The organism is Rhizobium sp. S152, assembly GCF_030380735.1.
In the GTDB taxonomy this organism is placed as follows: domain Bacteria; phylum Pseudomonadota; class Alphaproteobacteria; order Rhizobiales; family Rhizobiaceae; genus Rhizobium.
In genome coordinates, this window is record NZ_JAUDRZ010000030.1 from 601162 (window position 1) to 618038 (window position 16877).

Below are 16877 nucleotides of genomic sequence, written 5' to 3' on the forward strand. Positions count from 1 at the left end.
CTGCGGCGGCAACGGCGGCAATGTCGGTCGACAGCAAGCCGCCGTGGGGGCGGCCGGCACCATCCCGGGGTGCCGTCGCGTGGAGGGCATCAGGTTTGGATATCGCTCGGTCTCGTGCCTTTCTGGCGTCCCTGTTTCAAACGGCGGTGGCGGCGGCGGACCCCTACGACGCGATCGTTAGGCATCTGCCGCAGCGCCCCAAGGGGCGAACCATTGTCGTCGGCGCCGGCAAGGCCGCGAGCCAGATGGCAGCCGCGTTTGAGAAGGCATGGGACGGCCCCCTCGACGGTCTGGTGGTAGCGCGGCACGGGCCGGTGGAGAGCTGCGCGCAGACGGGTATCCTCCAGGCGGCCCATCCGGTGCCCGACCGGGCCGGTCTGGTCGCGGGCGAGGCGCTACTCAATCATCTGCATGGGCTGACCGGTGACGATCTGGTCGTGGCGCTGATTTCGGGCGGCGGCTCTTCGCTGCTGCCGGCGCCGCCCTTTGGCTTTACGCTGGCCGACGAGATCGCGCTTAACGAAGCACTGCTGGCGTCGGGCGCGCCGATATCGGCGATGAACGTGATCCGCAAGCACTTCTCGCGAATCAAAGGTGGCCGCTTGGCGGCGCAGGCCTACCCGGCGCGGGTCGTCAGCCTCGTGGTCTCCGACGTTCCCGGCGACAACCCCGCCTTCGTCGCTTCTGGCCCCACCGTGCCCGACCTGTCGGACGCGGAGGAGGCATTGAGGCTGATCCGCAATTATCGCATCGAACTCGATCCGCGCATGATCGACCACATCCGTTCCGTAAGGGCGCCACGCCCGGAGGACACGGTCTTTGCGCGTAACGAGGTGTATGTCATCGCCTCGGCCCGCGTTTCGCTCGATGCGGCCGCGGCACATGCGCGTGCCGAGGGCGTAGAGCCGATCATACTGTCCGATTGCATTGAGGGCGAGGCGCGCGATATCGGGCGCATGCATGCCGCGCTCGCCAAGGAGTTCGCGCAAACGCAGCGCATCGCCCAGAAGCCATTCGTTCTTCTGTCCGGCGGCGAGACGACGGTGACGATCGGCGGCGGCAGCTACGGCAAAGGCGGGCGCAACTCCGAACTGCTTTTATCCTCGGCGCTCGACCTGCAGGGCACCGATGGCATCGTCGGGCTCGCGGCCGATACCGATGGCATCGACGGCTCGGAAGACAATGCCGGCGCTTTCTGCGACGGTACGACGGTGGCGCGGATCCGGGCGAGGGGCGGCGACGCCCGTGCGCTTCTCTCCGGCCACGACGCATGGTCCGCCTTCGACCTGATCGACGACCTTTTCGTGCCAGGGCCGACAGGAACCAATGTGAATGATTTCAGGGCGTTCGTGGTGAGCTGAGGGAGGCTGTCTAGCGCCCTCGGGACGCTACAGGCGCGAGCTCAACAATAGCTCGAAAGACCGGCTGTAGTGTTTTGATTGTTCTTGAAAATCAATCTCGCAACGCGAGAGAAGTGGCACGCCCTAGGGGAGTCGAACCCCTCTTCCCAGAATGAAAATCTGGTGTCCTAACCGATAGACGAAGGGCGCTTCCTTCGTGGTGGCGCCCTTATAATCAGGCACTTGGATTCCCGCAAGCGGCAAAACGCGAAAAAATGGGAATGGCGTCATTTTTTCTTCATCTGGGCAAATGTCCACTGGGATAACGTAGCCATCTATCTGATATCTATGACGTATTTCCTGCATTGTCGGTGGTCGCCAGCGCGGGCGAGTAGGCTTGAAAGGCGTTTCCGCCGGATGGCGTCGAACAAGTCTTCGATACCGGCGCAGGGCAGGTCATCCGCTGCCATAAGTCCTTCCGTGGCAAACGAAAATCGCATCCGCCCTTCGCCCAAATTGTCGCGTTGACAAGAAAATCGGCCGGACGGATAGTTCGCCATGCCCCCATCCGTGGCATTGGAGGAAGATCATGATCAAGCATCTGACTATTCTTGCATCCGTTTCCCTGCTCGGCGCGCTTGCCTTCGCATCGCCATCCGCGGCGCTCTCGATGAAGGAGTGCAGCGCCAAGTACAAGTCGGCTCAGGCCGACGGTTCCGCCAAGGACATGAAGTGGAACGATTTCCGCAAGGCCCAATGCGGAGCGGATGCCACCGCCGAGCCCGATGTCACGCTTGCGACCGGCGAGGAGCCGGAAAAGCCGACGACCAAGGCTCCGTCAGGCGTCAAATTCCCGACGGCCATCTCGACGAAGTACAGCAGCGAAACGCCCGGCAAGGGCCGCATGCACACCTGCGTCGACGCCTATCACCAGAACAAGGACGCCAACACCCTGAACGGCCTGAAATGGATCCAGAAGGGCGGCGGTTTCTACAGCCTCTGCAATGCCAAGCTGAAGGGCTGAGTTCGGCACTGCCAAGCTTTACGGGGACGGCAGCCGCCGTCCCGCCGGTCGGTTGGATCGCAGTCGGAACCGTCTTCATTCAATGGGTCGCCGACGGTGGCTCCGCTGCCCGTCGTCATGCTTGGCCTCGTGCCGAGCATCTGCCGGTCCCTCCATTCGCGCGACGTGAATGGACACTTGGCGCCCAGCGGCCGCATCCCCCGCCTTGGCTTCACCCACTCTGCTTGACCCACACCGTTGCATTGCCGGCGGCGTGCTTAGATCCCTCGGCACGTTGGCCGAGGATGACGCCGAGAATGGGGAGGCGTCGGCGTTTCTCTCGATCGCCACCGCCTCTTTCGGGCCTTACGCCAGAATCCGCCGCAGCCTGCCGCCCTCGGCGGTGATCCCATATAAAAACCCGCCGCGGCATGGCCGGGCGGGTCGTCAAGCGTAGCGGCTGGAGCCGATCGTCCTAGTGCAGGATCTGGCTCAGGAAGAGCTTGGTGCGCTCGTGCTGCGGATTGTCGAAGAACTCGGCCGGCGAGTTCTGTTCGACGATCTGGCCCTGGTCCATGAAGATCACGCGGTTGGCGACCTGGCGGGCGAAGCCCATTTCGTGGGTGACGCAGAGCATGGTCATGCCTTCTTCGGCAAGGCCGACCATAGTCTCCAGCACTTCCTTGATCATCTCGGGATCGAGCGCCGAGGTCGGCTCGTCGAACAGCATGATCTTCGGGTTCATGCACAGCGACCGGGCGATCGCCACGCGCTGCTGCTGGCCGCCGGAGAGCTGGCCCGGATACTTGTTGGCCTGCTCGGGAATCTTGACGCGCTTGAGGAAGTGCATGGCGATCTCTTCGGCCTGCTTCTTCGGCATCTTGCGCACCCAGATCGGCGCCAGCGTGCAGTTTTCCAGGATCGTCAGGTGCGGGAAGAGGTTGAAATGCTGGAACACCATGCCGACTTCGCGGCGCACTTCGTCGATCTTCTTCAGGTCGTTGGTCAGTTCGACGCCATCGACGATGATCTGGCCCTGCTGGTGCTCTTCCAGACGGTTGATGCAGCGGATCATCGTCGATTTGCCCGAGCCCGACGGACCGGCGATGACGATGCGCTCGCCGCGCATGACCTTCAGGTTGATGTCGCGCAGCACGTGGAAATCACCGTACCACTTGTTCATGCCGATGATCTCGATGGCAACATCCGTTGCCGACACGGTCATCTTCTTGGGTTGGGCTTCAGCCATGATTTTTCCCTTACGTCTTATCGTTTGTGGCCAGTGTCGAGATGGCGTTCGATGAAGTTTGAATAGCGTGACATGCCGAAGCAAAAAAGCCAGAAAACGAAGCCGGCGAAGATCAGCCCGGTCAGCGGCGTCACGGCGCTTGCCCAGTTGGCATCGGAGAAATTCAGCCGCACGATGTTCAGAAGGTCGAACATGCCGATAATAGACACCAGCGAAGTGTCCTTGAAGGTGCCGATGAAGGTGTTGACGATGCTGGGAATGACCAGCTTGAGCGCCTGCGGCATGATGATCAGCCGCGTCTTCTGCCAGTAGCCAAGACCGAGCGAATCGGCGCCCTCGAACTGGCCCTTCGGAATGGCCTGCAGGCCGCCGCGAATGACTTCCGCCATGTATGCCGACGTGAAGATTGACATGCCCACCAGCGCGCGCACGAGCTTGTCGATGGTCCAGCCGGTCGGCAGGAACAGCGGCAGCATGACGCTCGCCATGAACAGGACGGTGATCAGCGGGATGCCGCGGATGATCTCGATGAAGCCGACGCAGACCATGCGGATGACGGGCATCTTCGACCGGCGCCCGAGTGCCAGCAGGATGCCGAACGGCAGCGACACCGCGATGCTGACGAAGGAGAGGATGAGCGTCACCATCAGCCCGCCCCAGAGCGGCGTCTCGACGATTTCGAGGCCGAAGCCGCCATAGAGCAGCCAGAACGACAGGACCGGAAGAACGAGGAAGAGCAGGATCGCGTTCAAACCCTTGCGCGGCGCCTTGGGGATCAGCATCGGAACCAGCAGGGCGACGAAGAGGATGCCGACCAGCGTCGGGCGCCAGCGTTCCATCAGCGGATAGCGCCCGAAGATGAACTGGTCGTATTTCGCCGACACGAAGGCCCAGCAGGCACCGCTCCAGCCGTCCGGCCAGATGCCGCCCTGCACCGTCGTCGCGCAGAAGGTACGATCCGTGCCCTGCCATACGGCCTGGATGAACAGCCAGTTGATCATGTGCGGCAGCACCCAGGCGAGGAGGGCGAGCGCGACGATCGTCAGCACGACATCCTTGGGCGTTGCGAGCAGGTTCTTGCGGATCCAGGCGCCGGCACCCCGCTCTCCGGCGGGCGCCGGTTCAGGGGTGAGCATGCTGGTTCTCACGAACGAGGTGTTGGAACCTGACATCTTATCTCTCCACCAGGGCCATCTTGGCGTTGAACCAGTTCATGAACAGCGACGTCAGGATGCTGAGCGTCAGGTAGACGATTGCCCAGATCAGCACGACCTCGACGGCCTGGCCGGTCTGGTTGAGGATCGTGCCGCCGACGGCGACGAGATCCGAGAATCCGATGGCGATCGCCAGGGACGAGTTCTTCGTCAGGTTGAGATATTGGCTGGCGAGAGGCGGGATGATGATGCGCATCGCCTGCGGCACCACGACGAGGCGGGTGACGCTGGACGGATGCAGCCCGAGCGCGCCGGCCGCTTCCGACTGACCTTTCGGCACGCCGCGAATGCCGCCGCGAACGATCTCGGCGATGAACGATGCGGTGTAGAAGGACAGGGCCAGGAACAGCGACATGAATTCCGGTCCGACGACCGAGCCGCCGGTGAGGTTGAATTTGCCGGCAACTGGCACGTCGAAGGACATCGGCATGCCCGACACCAGGAAGGCAAGCACCGGCAGCCCGACGATCAGGCCGATCGACACCCAGATGGTGTGGAACGGTTTGCCGGTCGCCGCCTGCCGCTTGTGCGCCCAGCGCGCCATGACGACCACGGCTATGATCGCGATCACGAGGGCGGCCAGTACGGCCAGCATGCCGCTCTCGAAGACCGGGCGCGGGAAGGCGAGGCCGCGATTGTTCAGGAACATGCTGAAGGGCAGGTGCAGGGATTCGCGCGGCTGCGGCAGCACGGCCAGAACGCCCTGGTACCAGAAGAAGATGACCAGTAGCGGCGGGATATTGCGGAACACCTCGACATAGACGGTGCACAGCTTGGCGATCAGCCAGTTGTGCGAGAGACGCCCGATGCCGACGATGAAGCCGATGATCGTCGCAGTGATGATGCCGGTGACGGCAACGAGGATCGTGTTAAGGATGCCGACGATGAGCGCGCGCTGATACGTCGAATCGCTGGAATAGCCGATGAGCGACTGGCCGATCTCGAAGCCGGCGCGTCCGCGCAGGAAGCCGAAGCCGGAGGCCGTGTTGCTGCGTGCGAGGTTCTGCGCCGTGTTGTGCGCGATCCACCAGACGCCCGCCACCAGGACGACGAGGGTCAATATCTGAAAAAAGATGCCCCGGTATTTCGGGTCGTACATCAGTGAACGGAAGCTCCCGCCGGAGCTTTGCAAAGGAGTCGTTCCCACAGCCTCTTGCGTCATGCCGAGCCAATTCCCCTATGTGCCCTTGATGGGCTTTTTTTTATTTGCTGCTGCTTTTGCTGAGGGAAAGGCGGCGATCGCCGCCTTTCCAACGCGTTACGTGTCGTGCTTAGCGGACCGGAGGAGCGTACTGGATGCCGCCCTTGTTCCACAGCGCGTTCAGGCCGCGTTCGATCTTGAGCGGGCTGCCCTGACCGATGTTGCGCTCGAACACTTCGCCGTAATTGCCGACGTTCTTGATAATGTTGTAGGCCCACTCGTTGGTGAGGCCGAGGTCGGTACCGATCTTGGTATCGGCTTCGGTGCCGAGGAAGCGCTTGATGTCGGGGTTCGGCGAGTTCTTCATCTCGTCGACATTGGCCTGGGTGATGCCGAATTCCTCGGCGTTCACGAGCGCGTAAGCGGTCCACGAGACGATGTCGAACCACTGGTCGTCACCCTGGCGAACGGCCGGGCCAAGCGGCTCCTTGGAGATGATCTCCGGGAGAACCATGTGCTCGTCGGGGTTCTTCAGCGTCAGGCGAAGCGAATAGAGGCCCGACTGGTCGGTCGTGTAGACGTCGCAACGGCCGGCGTCATAGGCGGCGTTGACTTCCTCGAGCTTGTCGAAAACGACAGGATTGTACTGCAGGTTGTTGGCCTTGAAGTAGTCCGCGAGGTTGAGTTCGGTGGTCGTGCCGGACTGGACGCAAATGGCGGCGCCGGAAAGCTCGAGGGCCGACTTCACGTTCAGGCTCTTGCGTACCATGAAGCCCTGGCCGTCATAATAGGTGACCGGGCGGAAGTTGAAGCCGAGCGCGGTATCGCGGTTGATGGTCCAGGTCGTGTTACGCGACAGGACGTCGATTTCGCCGGACTGAAGGGCCGTGAAGCGCTCCTTGGCATTGGTGGGCGTGTACTTCACCTTGGTCGGGTCGCCAAAAACAGCCGAAGCCACAGCCTTGCAGAAGTCGACGTCGAAACCGGCCCAATTGCCGGACGCGTCGGGCTGCGCAAAGCCCAGAAGGCCCGTATTGACGCCGCACTGGATAAACCCCTTTGCCTTGACGTCTTCGAGCGTCGTGGCGGATGCTGCCGAAGCGCCAAGTCCGAAAACTGCTGCGCCGATCGCGGCGGACAGAAGCTTGATCTTCATTTTCCCAACCTTTTCCTTTGTCTTATATTTTCTTGTGGGGGCGTCGCCTGAAGCAAGCGACCCCGCCATATGACCCGGCACCCTCCCGGCGCGAGTTGTTCTATCACAGTCGCAAATGTCACCATGGTCAAGTGTCACAGCGTAAGATTGCGTGATATTTCGGCAATTCGTGAAATCGAGCGGGAAAAACAGGCAAATGATCAGAAAATGTGCGGCATTTGATGTGTAAATTCGCACAAAGTTACTGATATATCTGTAGAATTCGTCGGTACGGTGTCCGGCGACCGATCTCCCACCGGGGTTGACCGGGAAAGCTGGCCGGTTCAGAAAGTTCGGCGATTGCATTCGCACGCCAGAGGCTTCTCCCGATATGACTGAAAAAGACAGCCCGCTTCACAACGCCGGTATAAACACGCGTCTTTCCCACCTCGGCAACAAGCCGTTCGACTACCACGGCTTCGTCAATCCGCCGGTGGTGCACGCTTCGACAGTGCTGTTCCCGAATGCGAAGGCGATGGAAACGCGCGCGCAGAAATACACCTACGGCACACGCGGCACGCCCACCACGGATGCGCTCTGCGAGGCGATCGACGCGCTGGAGGGATCGGCGGGTACGATCCTGGTGCCGTCGGGTCTCGCCGCCGTCACGGTGCCGTTCCTGGCCTTTCTCTCGTCGGGCGATCACGCACTGATCGTCGATTCGGTCTATGGTCCGACCCGTCATTTTTGCGATACGATGCTGAAGCGCCTCGGCGTCGAAGTAGACTATTACGACCCGATCATCGGTGCCGCCATGGAGACGCTGATCAAGCCGAACACCAGGCTGGTCCACACCGAGGCGCCAGGCTCCAACACCTTCGAGATGCAGGATATCCCCGCAATCGCGGCGATTGCCCACAAGCACGGCGCCGTCGTCACGATGGACAACACCTGGGCGACGCCGGTCTATTTCCGGCCGCTCGATTATGGTGTCGATATCTCGATCCACGCCGCCACCAAGTATCCGTCCGGCCATTCCGACATCCTGATGGGCACGGTCTCGGCCAATGCCAAGCATTGGGAGCAGCTGCACGAGGCCAATATCACGCTCGGCATCTGCGGCGCGCCTGACGACGCCTACCAGATCCTGCGCGGCCTGCGCACCATGGGCGTTCGCCTCGAGCGACACTATGAGAGCGCGTTGACGGTTGCCAAGTGGCTGGAGGGCCGCGACGACGTCGCTTCCGTGCTGCATCCGGCGCTGCCGAGCTTCCCGGGCCACGATCTCTGGAAGCGCGACTTCAAGGGCGCCAGCGGCATCTTCTCCTTCGTGCTCGCCGTCGATGAACCGGAGAAGTTCAAGCCCAAGGCGCACGCCTTCCTCGACGCGCTCAACATCTTCGGTCTCGGCTGGTCCTGGGGCGGTTTCGAAAGCCTCGCCGTCCACGTCTATCTGGGAGACCGCCGCATTCGCAAGGCGCCGAAGGAGGGGCCGGTCATCCGCCTGCAGATCGGCCTCGAAGATGTGGCCGATATCAAGGCCGATATCGAGCGCGGCTTTGCGGCTGCCAAGGCGGTCTGAGGACGTAAGGCGAGGGGATCGGTCGCGTCGTCAGCCGACGGCGCGGTAGCCATAGACCCAGTCGAGATCCGCAGCCAGGCTTTGCGGTGGCCTGAGCGACAGCACGATATCGCGGCCGATGCGGATCGGCCCGCGCGCGTGATAGGCGAACTGGTTGAAGGCGCCGCGTTGCCTGAGCCGGTTGATGCGCGGAACCCGGTGCGCCTCGAACAGCGGCAGGGCCTCGGCAACCGGGCGCGTTGCCACGAAGCCGGCAAGCTCATAGCCGTCCTCGATAGCCATCGCCGCACCCTGGGCCGCGAACGGCATCATCGCGTGGGCGGCATCGCCGATCAGCACCGTGTCGCGGCCGTTCTGCCATTTGCCCGGTGTAGCCTCGTAGAGCGGCCAGAAATTCATGCCGTCGGCCTTGTCGAAGAGCGCTGTCAGCGCTCGGTTCCATCCCTTGAAGCGGGAGGTCAGTTGCTCGCGCTGCGTCTCGCTCGGCTGGCTGAGCCACGCATGCGCGCCGCTGTTGCCGGCGACGATCGCCACCATGTTGAAATTGCCGGTCTCGCGCAGCGGGTAGCAGACGAGATGTGCGGCCGGGCCGAGGAAGACGGAGACGTTCTCGCGGTCGAAGAAATCAGGTGCGCTGTCGGTGCTCACGGTGAAGCGATAGGCGATATTGCCGGAAAACCGCGCCGTCGGGCTACCCTCGATCCGCTGCCGCAACCGCGACCAGACGCCGTCGGCGCCGACGGTCAGGTTTGCCGGACGTTGCGTGTCGGGCAGCGCGGCTGCGTCGATGCGCGCGCCGAGATGAAGTTTGCAGAGCGGGTTGTCGGCAACGGCGGCAAGCAGCGCCGATTGCAGCGTCGCGCGGTGAAGCACGCCATAGGGCGCACCCCAGCGCGCCCGGGCGAACGGGCCGGAGGGGACAGATGCGATCTTGCGGAGCGACGTGCCCGAGATCAGCCGGATCGATTGCGGCTCCAGCCAGACATCGGTCAGCCGGTCGAGCACGCCCAGGTCGTCAAGAATATGCGCGGCGTTCGGCGATATCTGCAGGCCCGCGCCGACCTCGGTCAGCTCGGGCGCCTGCTCGAAGATGTCGGAGCTTATCCCGCGCCTGGAAAGCGCCAGAGCAGCCGTAAGGCCCGCAACCCCGGCGCCGATGATGGCGGCGTGTTCGGCCGGCATGGCGTATCCGATCTAGAAGGAAAGGCTTCAGGCAGCCTTGACGTGGAAGACGCAGCCGGCCGGATTGGTCTGCGTCGCCTTCAGCGAACCGTTGAAACGGTAGAGCGTCGAGCAGTAGGAGCAGACCTTCTCGTCGTCATCGCCCATGTCGATGAAGATGTGCGGATGGTCGTAGGGAACCGAGGCGCCGGTGCACATGAATTCCTTCACGCCGACTTCGATAACGCGGTGACCGCCGTCGTTCTGGAAGTGAGGAATGTTGTGGCCGGCCATGTCGATCTCCGAATGCTTTGAAATGTGCGCGGACCTTATAATCCTTCGTAGCAAATGTGTAGAGCCAAACCGACGAAGGCGGCGCGGTTTTTTAGGGCAGGTTTTACGACGAGAAGGGTTTTCGTATGGGAACCGATAAAATAAGGTCCGGCAAAAAAGGACAGCCTCGATGAATTTGAATACGCCCGTCTTTTCCAGCTTCACCCATGACGGACTGGAATTTGCTTTCTTCGACGAGGGCGATCCTTCCGGTGCGCCGGTTCTTCTCATTCACGGCTTCGCTTCGACGGCGAACGTCAACTGGGTACATCCCGGCTGGCTGAAGACGCTTGGTGATGCCGGCTACCGGGTGATCGCCATCGACAACCGCGGCCACGGCGCCAGCGCCAAGCCGCGCGACGCCGAAGCCTACCGCCCCTGGCACATGGCCGGCGACGCCATCGCGCTGCTCGATCATCTCGGCATTCCAGAGGCCAACATCATGGGCTATTCGATGGGCGCCCGCATCTCCGTCTTTGCCGCGCTCGCAAGCCCCGACCGCGTCCGCTCGCTGGTGCTTGGCGGGCTCGGCATCGGCATGACCGACGGTGTCGGCGACTGGGATCCGATCGCCGATGCGCTGCTCGCTCCTTCGATCGACACCGTGACCCATGCGCGCGGCCGCATGTTCCGTGCCTTCGCCGACCAGACGAAGAGCGACCGCGAGGCGCTTGCCGCCTGCATCCGCGGATCGCGCGATCTGGTCGCCCGCGGCGATATGGGCCGCATCGAGGCGCCGACGCTGATCGGCGTCGGAACCAAGGACGATATCGCGGGTTCCCCCCAGGAGCTGGCGGCCCTGATGCCGCACGCGACCGCCCTTGATATCCCCGGCAGAGACCACATGTTGGCCGTAGGCGACCGGGTTTTCAAGGCGGCGGTTCTCGAATTCTACGCCGAAGTCGCTGGCGGGTGACATCGGTCGCATCGCGCATCGCGATATGCATAACCATCCCGGAAGCGTTGCGGGATAACCCATTTATGTCAGCGGATTTTTAGCTTATAACGAGGCAAATCCGACGGGATACTGAGGAGACCTCCATGGTCGCAAAGACAGACATTCGTCCACTCGAGACGGCAGGTTCGATCAAGCAGGTGGATCCCATCTGGGACAGCCTGCGCGAGGAAGCACGCGTGGCCGCGGAAGCCGATCCGGTTCTCGCCGCGTTTCTCTATTCGACCGTGCTCAACCACCGCTCGCTGGAAGAATGCGTCATCTACCGGATCTGCGAGCGCCTCGATCATCCCGACATGCAGGCGATCCTGCTGCGTCAGACATTCGACCAGATGCTGGCCGACTGGCCGGAATGGGGTTCGATTCTGCGCGTCGATATCCAGGCGGTCTACGACCGCGATCCGGCCTGCCTGCGCTTCATGGAAGCCGTGCTCTACTTCAAGGGTTTCCACGCCCTGCAGACGCATCGCCTTGCCCATTGGTTGCTTGAGCGCGGCCGTCGCGATCTGGCGCTCTATCTCCAGAGCCGCTCGTCGAGCATATTTCAGACCGACATCAACCCGGCCGCCCGCATCGGCAAGGGCATCTTCCTCGATCACGCCACCGGTCTGGTGGTGGGCGAAACGGCCGTCATCGGCGATAACGTCTCCATCCTCCACGGCGTCACCTTGGGCGGCACCGGCAAGGAAGGGGCGGACCGCCACCCGAAGATCGGAACCGGCGTGCTGATCGGCGCCGGCGCCAAAATCCTCGGCAATATCGAGATCGGTCACTGCTCGCGCATCGCCGCAGGCTCGGTCGTGCTGAAGGCGGTGCCGCCGAAAACGACGGTCGCAGGCGTTCCGGCGAAGGTGGTCGGAGAGGCCGGTTGTTCCGAGCCGTCGCGATTGATGGACCAGGTGATCGGCGCCGATATTTGAGACAAAGTGGGCTGTAGAGGTTCGGACGAATAGCCCGGGATTACGCGGGGATAGCGGATTGCATCCGCCCTCGCGACTTTACAGTCCAGTCTTTCCCGTGCAAGAAGCGGCCACCGAGACCGCTCAGGAGATGCAGTGTGAAGCCAGAAGAAATCAAGAAACTCGACGCCTATTTCAAGCGCACGTTCAACCCGCAGGTGGTCGTAAAGGCACGTCCGCGCAAGAACGATTCCGCTGAAGTCTACCTCGACGACGAGTTTCTGGGTGTCGTTTACATCGACGACGAGGACGGCGACCGTTCCTATAACTTCTCGATGGCGATCCTCGACGTCGACCTCTAAGAACGGGCTGGCGGCGAACGTATTTTCGCCGCGCCGATCAGACCACGGGGCGCAGGATGTGCGGCCTGCCTTGCGGATCGCGCGTCAGTCGCGGTCCGGCGACCGGCCCCGGTAGTCGCATCGGCGATACCGGCTGCGGGCGGCAATCGCAGAACGAATATCCCAAATCGCGATTTTTCTCTGGACCCGCCGGCCGCGTGCTCCATGTCTGTTGTTGAGCATGTGCTCAGGTTCAGGGAAGGGATGCCGGGAATGGGTATTTTCGACAAGATAAAGCACGCGATCTTCGGTGAAGCTCAGGCCGCGCAGGCCGCACCTGCGGCGCCCAAGATCGAGCCCGCGCAGGCGCCGATCTCGCCCTCCGCCGCTCCGTCACCGGCGCCGGCTCCCGCTGGTTCCGCCCCGGCAACATCCGCACCTGCAACCGCGATCGATATCGTGCCGCTGCTCGATGCCGCGGTGAAGAAGAGTGGCCAGAAGCTGGATTGGCGCCGCTCCATCGTCGACCTGATGAAGGCCGTCGGAATGGATGCGAGCCTGACCGAGCGCAAGGAACTCGCCGCTGAACTCGGCTACACCGGCGACACTCACGACAGCGCTGCCATGAACATGTTCCTGCACAAGGCGCTGATGAAGCGGCTGTCGGAAAATGGCGGCAAGGTGCCGGCCGATTTGCTGGATTAGAGACATCATTCGACGCCGCGGAAAGATTTTTGCCGAAGCCGGTAGTCGCGGTGTGCTGATATATTTTAGCAAAAACAAGTGGAGGCCTTGCCTGATCGCGGCAAGGCCATTTTCATGACGTCTAAATCAACCATCAATTGTTTTGCGACGCACAAGATCGCTTGACTATTTGTGCGCTGCAGCTAACATTTCGGCGACAGAAGCCAAATGGAGGATGGTCATGTTCAATTTCGACGACGCCAATCGCAAGAGCAAGGAAGCCATCGATACGATGCTGAAGAGCTATTCCGATACGGCCAGAGCCTTTCAGGCGATCGCCACCGAGACGGCGGAATATTCGAAAAGCGCTTTCCAGGATGCGGTGACGCATTTCGAGACCCTGTCGGGCGCACGCAGCTTCGAAACGGTCTTTGAACTGCAGACGAATTACGCGAAGTCCGCCTACGAGGGTTTCGTGGCCGAGGCGACCAAGCTCGGCGAGATGTATTCCGACATCGCCAAGAACGCCTACAAGCCCTACCAGGCGCCTGTGGCTGCTGCCGTCAAGGCTGCCAAGACGCCCGCGACGGTAACGCCTGCGGCGGCGTGATCGCCTTGCGGCGCCACCGCACCCCTTGAAAATCGAAGACCGGCTACGCACCTGCGGGCCGGTCTTTTTCGTTTGCGGCGAAAAGCCTTCGTTTCCGGCACTTGTTTTTGTGTCTTTGCATCAAGTCCGTTCGAATTGTGATTGCAGTGTGAAGCGAGGGGCTTAAAATCGCGCTATTATGAACTAAGTTAGTAGTCAGTTGTTCGGTGGGTAAAGCATTCTCCCAGGCACCGCCGGACAGATCGAGGAATGAATGGAAATGATCGTAAAACCGATCCGGATGCAAAACGATGGCGAAAGGAACGGGGACAACGGAAATCGCGGAACCTCGGTCATTACACGTACGAAACCGAAGACCAAGAAGCCCAACCTGTACCGCGTGCTTATCCTGAATGACGACTACACTCCCATGGAATTCGTCATCCATATTCTGGAGCGCTTTTTTCAGAAGGATCGGGAAGGTGCCACCCGCATCATGCTTCATGTCCATAATCATGGCGTCGGTGAATGCGGAATATTTACATACGAGGTGGCGGAGACCAAGGTAAGCCAGGTGATGGACTTTGCCCGGCAGCACCAGCATCCGCTGCAATGCGTCATGGAAAAGAAGTGAGGATCTGAACGTGCCAACATTTTCGCCTAGCTTAGAGAAGGCGCTCCATCAGGCACTGACCTTTGCCAACGAGCGGCACCACGAATACGCGACGCTCGAGCATCTGTTGCTCGCCCTGATCGACGATGCCGATGCGGCCGCGGTCATGGGTGCCTGCAATGTCGATCTCGATGCGCTGAAGAAAACGCTCGTCGAATACGTCGATAATGAACTCTCCAACCTGATTACCGGATACGATGAGGACTCGAAGCCGACTTCCGGCTTCCAGCGCGTCATCCAGCGTGCGGTGATCCATGTGCAATCATCAGGCCGCGAGGAAGTGACGGGAGCCAATGTGCTCGTCGCCATCTTCGCCGAGCGCGAAAGCCATGCCGCCTATTTCCTGCAGGAGCAGGAAATGACTCGCTATGACGCGGTCAATTACATCTCCCACGGCATTGGTAAGCGTGCCGGCTCATCGGAAGCCCGCACCCCGCGCGGCGCCGAGGACAATGAAGCCGAGAACAAGCCGAATGCGGCGCGCGGCGGCGAGGAAGAAGGCGGCGCCAAGAAGCAGCAGGATGCGCTGAAGGCCTATTGCGTCAACCTCAACGAGAAGGCCAAGACCGGCAAGATCGACCCGCTGATCGGCCGCCATTCGGAAGTCAACCGCACGATCCAGATCCTGTGCCGCCGTTCGAAGAACAACCCGCTCTATGTCGGCGACCCCGGCGTCGGCAAGACGGCGATCGCCGAAGGTCTTGCAAAGCGCATCGTCGAGGGCAAGGTTCCGGAAGCGCTGGCGAATGCCACGATCTTTTCGCTCGACATGGGCACGCTGCTCGCCGGTACCCGCTATCGCGGCGATTTCGAAGAGCGTTTGAAGCAAGTGGTCAAGGAACTCGAGGAGTTCCCGGATGCCGTGCTGTTCATCGACGAAATCCACACCGTCATAGGCGCTGGCGCAACGTCCGGCGGCGCGATGGATGCGTCGAACCTGTTGAAGCCGGCTCTGTCGTCGGGTGCAATCCGTTGCATCGGCTCGACCACCTACAAGGAATATCGCCAGTTCTTCGAGAAGGACCGCGCCCTGGTGCGTCGCTTCCAGAAGATCGACGTGGCCGAACCCTCCATCGATGACGCCATCGCCATCATGAAGGGCCTGAAGCCCTATTTCGAAGAATATCACCACCTGCGCTACTCGAACGACGCCATCAAGACGGCGGTCGAACTTTCGGCGCGCTACATCTCCGACCGCAAGCTGCCGGACAAGGCGATCGACGTGATCGACGAGACCGGTGCAGCGCAGATGCTGCTGCCGCCGTCCAAGCGCCGCAAGCTGATCACCGAGAAGGAAATCGAGGCGACCATCGCAACGATGGCGCGCATCCCGCCTAAGACCGTCTCCAAGGACGACGAAGCGGTGCTCGCCAACCTCGAGCAGGAACTGCGCTCGGTGGTCTACGGCCAGGATCTCGCGATCGAAGCGCTGTCGACCTCGATCAAGCTGGCGCGCGCCGGCCTGCGTGAGCCGAACAAGCCGATCGGCTCCTATGTCTTCTCCGGCCCGACCGGCGTCGGCAAGACCGAGGTCGCCAAGCAGCTTGCGTCGTCGCTGGGTGTCGAGCTGCTGCGCTTCGACATGTCCGAGTACATGGAGCGGCACACGGTCTCGCGTCTGCTTGGTGCACCTCCCGGCTATGTCGGCTTCGACCAGGGCGGCCTCCTGACCGACGGCGTCGATCAGCATCCGCATTGCGTGGTCCTGCTCGACGAGATCGAAAAGGCCCATCCCGACATCTACAACATCCTGTTGCAGGTGATGGACCACGGCACGCTGACCGACCACAACGGCAAGAAGATCGACTTCCGCAACGTCATCCTGATCATGACGACAAATGCGGGCGCGTCGGAAATGGCAAAGGCCGCCTTCGGCTTCGGTTCGTCCAAGCGGACGGGCGAGGACGAGGAAGCGCTGAACCGCATCTTTACGCCGGAATTCCGCAACCGTCTCGACGCGGTCATCCCGTTCGCGCCGCTGCCGACCGTGGTCATTCACAAGGTCGTGCAGAAGTTCATCATGCAGCTCGAAGCCCAGCTTTCCGAACGGAACGTCACCTTCGACCTGCACGAGGATGCGATCGCCTGGCTGGCCGACAAGGGTTACGACGAGAAGATGGGCGCCCGTCCGCTGGCGCGTGTCATCCAGGACGTCATCAAGAAGCCGCTTGCCAACGAAATCCTCTTCGGCAAGCTGAAGAAGGGCGGCGTCGTCAATGTCACCGTCGGCCCGAAGGAAGACGGCAAGCCGGGCATCATCCTGGAAGCCGTATCCGACACCGCGCCGATCAAGCCGAAGCCGGAAGCCGAAGTCATCCACCCCGAGGCGGATGACGAGGACGATGGCGAGCTGAAGACGAAGGCCAAGGCCAAGAAGGCGACGGCCAAGAAGACGAAGGCTGCGTCGGCCGAGCCGGAGGCCAAGGCCTCACCGAAGAAAGGCTCCGCGGTGCCGCGCGTGCCGAAGAAGTAGATCGAAAGGGCGGCTCTCGGGCCGCCCTTTTCGTATCCGCTAACCGGCGACGGTGCCGTTTAGCCGAATCTTAAACGCCTCGGGGTTATATCGGGCTCCAGCAAG

16 protein-coding genes and 1 tRNA gene are annotated in these 16877 nt (G+C 61.7%); 10 read left to right on the forward strand and 7 right to left on the reverse strand.

The features are described 5' to 3' along the window. The first annotated feature begins 20 nt into the window (after positions 1–20). A complete protein-coding gene (locus QTL95_RS27760) occupies positions 21–1361 on the forward strand; it encodes a glycerate kinase type-2 family protein (RefSeq protein WP_442981358.1) in 1341 nt (446 codons plus the stop codon). A 114-nt stretch (positions 1362–1475) separates the two neighbouring features. Here QTL95_RS27760 and QTL95_RS27765 read toward each other — a convergent pair. After that, positions 1476–1550 (reverse strand) — tRNA-Glu (locus tag QTL95_RS27765). A 379-nt stretch (positions 1551–1929) separates the two neighbouring features. Between QTL95_RS27765 and QTL95_RS27770 the strand changes: the two genes are divergently transcribed. Then, positions 1930–2364 carry a hypothetical protein gene (locus QTL95_RS27770; protein ID WP_037177933.1) on the forward strand — a complete coding sequence of 145 codons (435 nt, stop codon included), beginning with the start codon at positions 1930–1932 and terminating at the stop codon, positions 2362–2364. Positions 2365–2818: 454 nt separating this feature from the next. Here the strand turns inward: QTL95_RS27770 and QTL95_RS27775 are convergent, their stop codons facing one another. From QTL95_RS27775 to QTL95_RS27790, 4 genes are all read right to left on the reverse strand, one after another. After that, positions 2819–3592: an amino acid ABC transporter ATP-binding protein gene (locus tag QTL95_RS27775; RefSeq protein ID WP_037177935.1), complete on the reverse strand. Its 774-nt coding sequence runs from the start codon at positions 3590–3592 to the stop codon at positions 2819–2821. A 17-nt stretch (positions 3593–3609) separates the two neighbouring features. Then, a complete protein-coding gene (locus QTL95_RS27780) occupies positions 3610–4764 on the reverse strand; it encodes an amino acid ABC transporter permease (protein WP_289723049.1) in 1155 nt (384 codons plus the stop codon). Position 4765: 1 nt separating this feature from the next. Further along, the gene (locus QTL95_RS27785) at positions 4766–5968 is read right to left on the reverse strand and encodes an amino acid ABC transporter permease (protein ID WP_289723050.1); all 1203 of its coding nucleotides are present in this window, start codon (positions 5966–5968) and stop codon (positions 4766–4768) included. A gap of 109 nt (positions 5969–6077) precedes the next feature. Beyond that, entirely contained in the window at positions 6078–7103 is a 1026-nt protein-coding gene (locus QTL95_RS27790; protein WP_289723051.1) for an amino acid ABC transporter substrate-binding protein, read from the reverse strand. A 370-nt stretch (positions 7104–7473) separates the two neighbouring features. Here QTL95_RS27790 and QTL95_RS27795 point away from each other — a divergent pair, with 370 nt between their 5' ends. Further along, positions 7474–8664, forward strand: a complete 1191-nt coding sequence (locus tag QTL95_RS27795; protein WP_289723052.1) for a cystathionine beta-lyase — start codon at positions 7474–7476, stop codon at positions 8662–8664. A gap of 30 nt (positions 8665–8694) precedes the next feature. On the opposite strand, the gene QTL95_RS27800 is transcribed toward QTL95_RS27795, so the two are convergent. Together QTL95_RS27800 and QTL95_RS27805 are read right to left on the reverse strand one after the other, a co-directional pair. Then, positions 8695–9846, reverse strand: coding sequence for an FAD-dependent monooxygenase (locus QTL95_RS27800; protein ID WP_289723053.1), 1152 nt, complete (start codon positions 9844–9846; stop codon positions 8695–8697). 27 nt (positions 9847–9873) lie between these two features. Further along, the gene (locus QTL95_RS27805; RefSeq protein ID WP_037177950.1) at positions 9874–10119 is read right to left on the reverse strand and encodes a zinc-finger domain-containing protein; all 246 of its coding nucleotides are present in this window, start codon (positions 10117–10119) and stop codon (positions 9874–9876) included. A gap of 169 nt (positions 10120–10288) precedes the next feature. Between QTL95_RS27805 and QTL95_RS27810 the strand changes: the two genes are divergently transcribed. The 7 genes from QTL95_RS27810 to clpA all read left to right on the forward strand — a co-directional run bounded on the left by QTL95_RS27810 (position 10289) and on the right by clpA (position 16772). Continuing rightward, positions 10289–11074 (forward strand): alpha/beta fold hydrolase, encoded by a 786-nt coding sequence (locus QTL95_RS27810; protein ID WP_289723054.1) that lies wholly within the window; start codon positions 10289–10291, stop codon positions 11072–11074. Positions 11075–11199: 125 nt separating this feature from the next. Next, positions 11200–12033, forward strand: coding sequence for a serine O-acetyltransferase (cysE, locus tag QTL95_RS27815; protein ID WP_289723055.1), 834 nt, complete (start codon positions 11200–11202; stop codon positions 12031–12033). Positions 12034–12170: 137 nt separating this feature from the next. Continuing rightward, complete coding sequence (locus QTL95_RS27820; RefSeq protein WP_037177956.1) at positions 12171–12374, forward strand: DUF3126 family protein; 204 nt, start codon at positions 12171–12173, stop codon at positions 12372–12374. A 252-nt stretch (positions 12375–12626) separates the two neighbouring features. Beyond that, positions 12627–13058, forward strand: a complete 432-nt coding sequence (locus QTL95_RS27825; protein WP_289723056.1) for a DUF3597 domain-containing protein — start codon at positions 12627–12629, stop codon at positions 13056–13058. A 220-nt stretch (positions 13059–13278) separates the two neighbouring features. Beyond that, positions 13279–13647: a phasin family protein gene (locus QTL95_RS27830; protein ID WP_289723057.1), complete on the forward strand. Its 369-nt coding sequence runs from the start codon at positions 13279–13281 to the stop codon at positions 13645–13647. 259 nt (positions 13648–13906) lie between these two features. Then, the gene (gene clpS / locus QTL95_RS27835) at positions 13907–14260 is read left to right on the forward strand and encodes an ATP-dependent Clp protease adapter ClpS (protein ID WP_037178986.1); all 354 of its coding nucleotides are present in this window, start codon (positions 13907–13909) and stop codon (positions 14258–14260) included. A gap of 10 nt (positions 14261–14270) precedes the next feature. Beyond that, positions 14271–16772 (forward strand): ATP-dependent Clp protease ATP-binding subunit ClpA, encoded by a 2502-nt coding sequence (gene clpA / locus QTL95_RS27840; RefSeq protein WP_289723058.1) that lies wholly within the window; start codon positions 14271–14273, stop codon positions 16770–16772. The last annotated feature ends 105 nt before the right edge of the window (positions 16773–16877 follow it).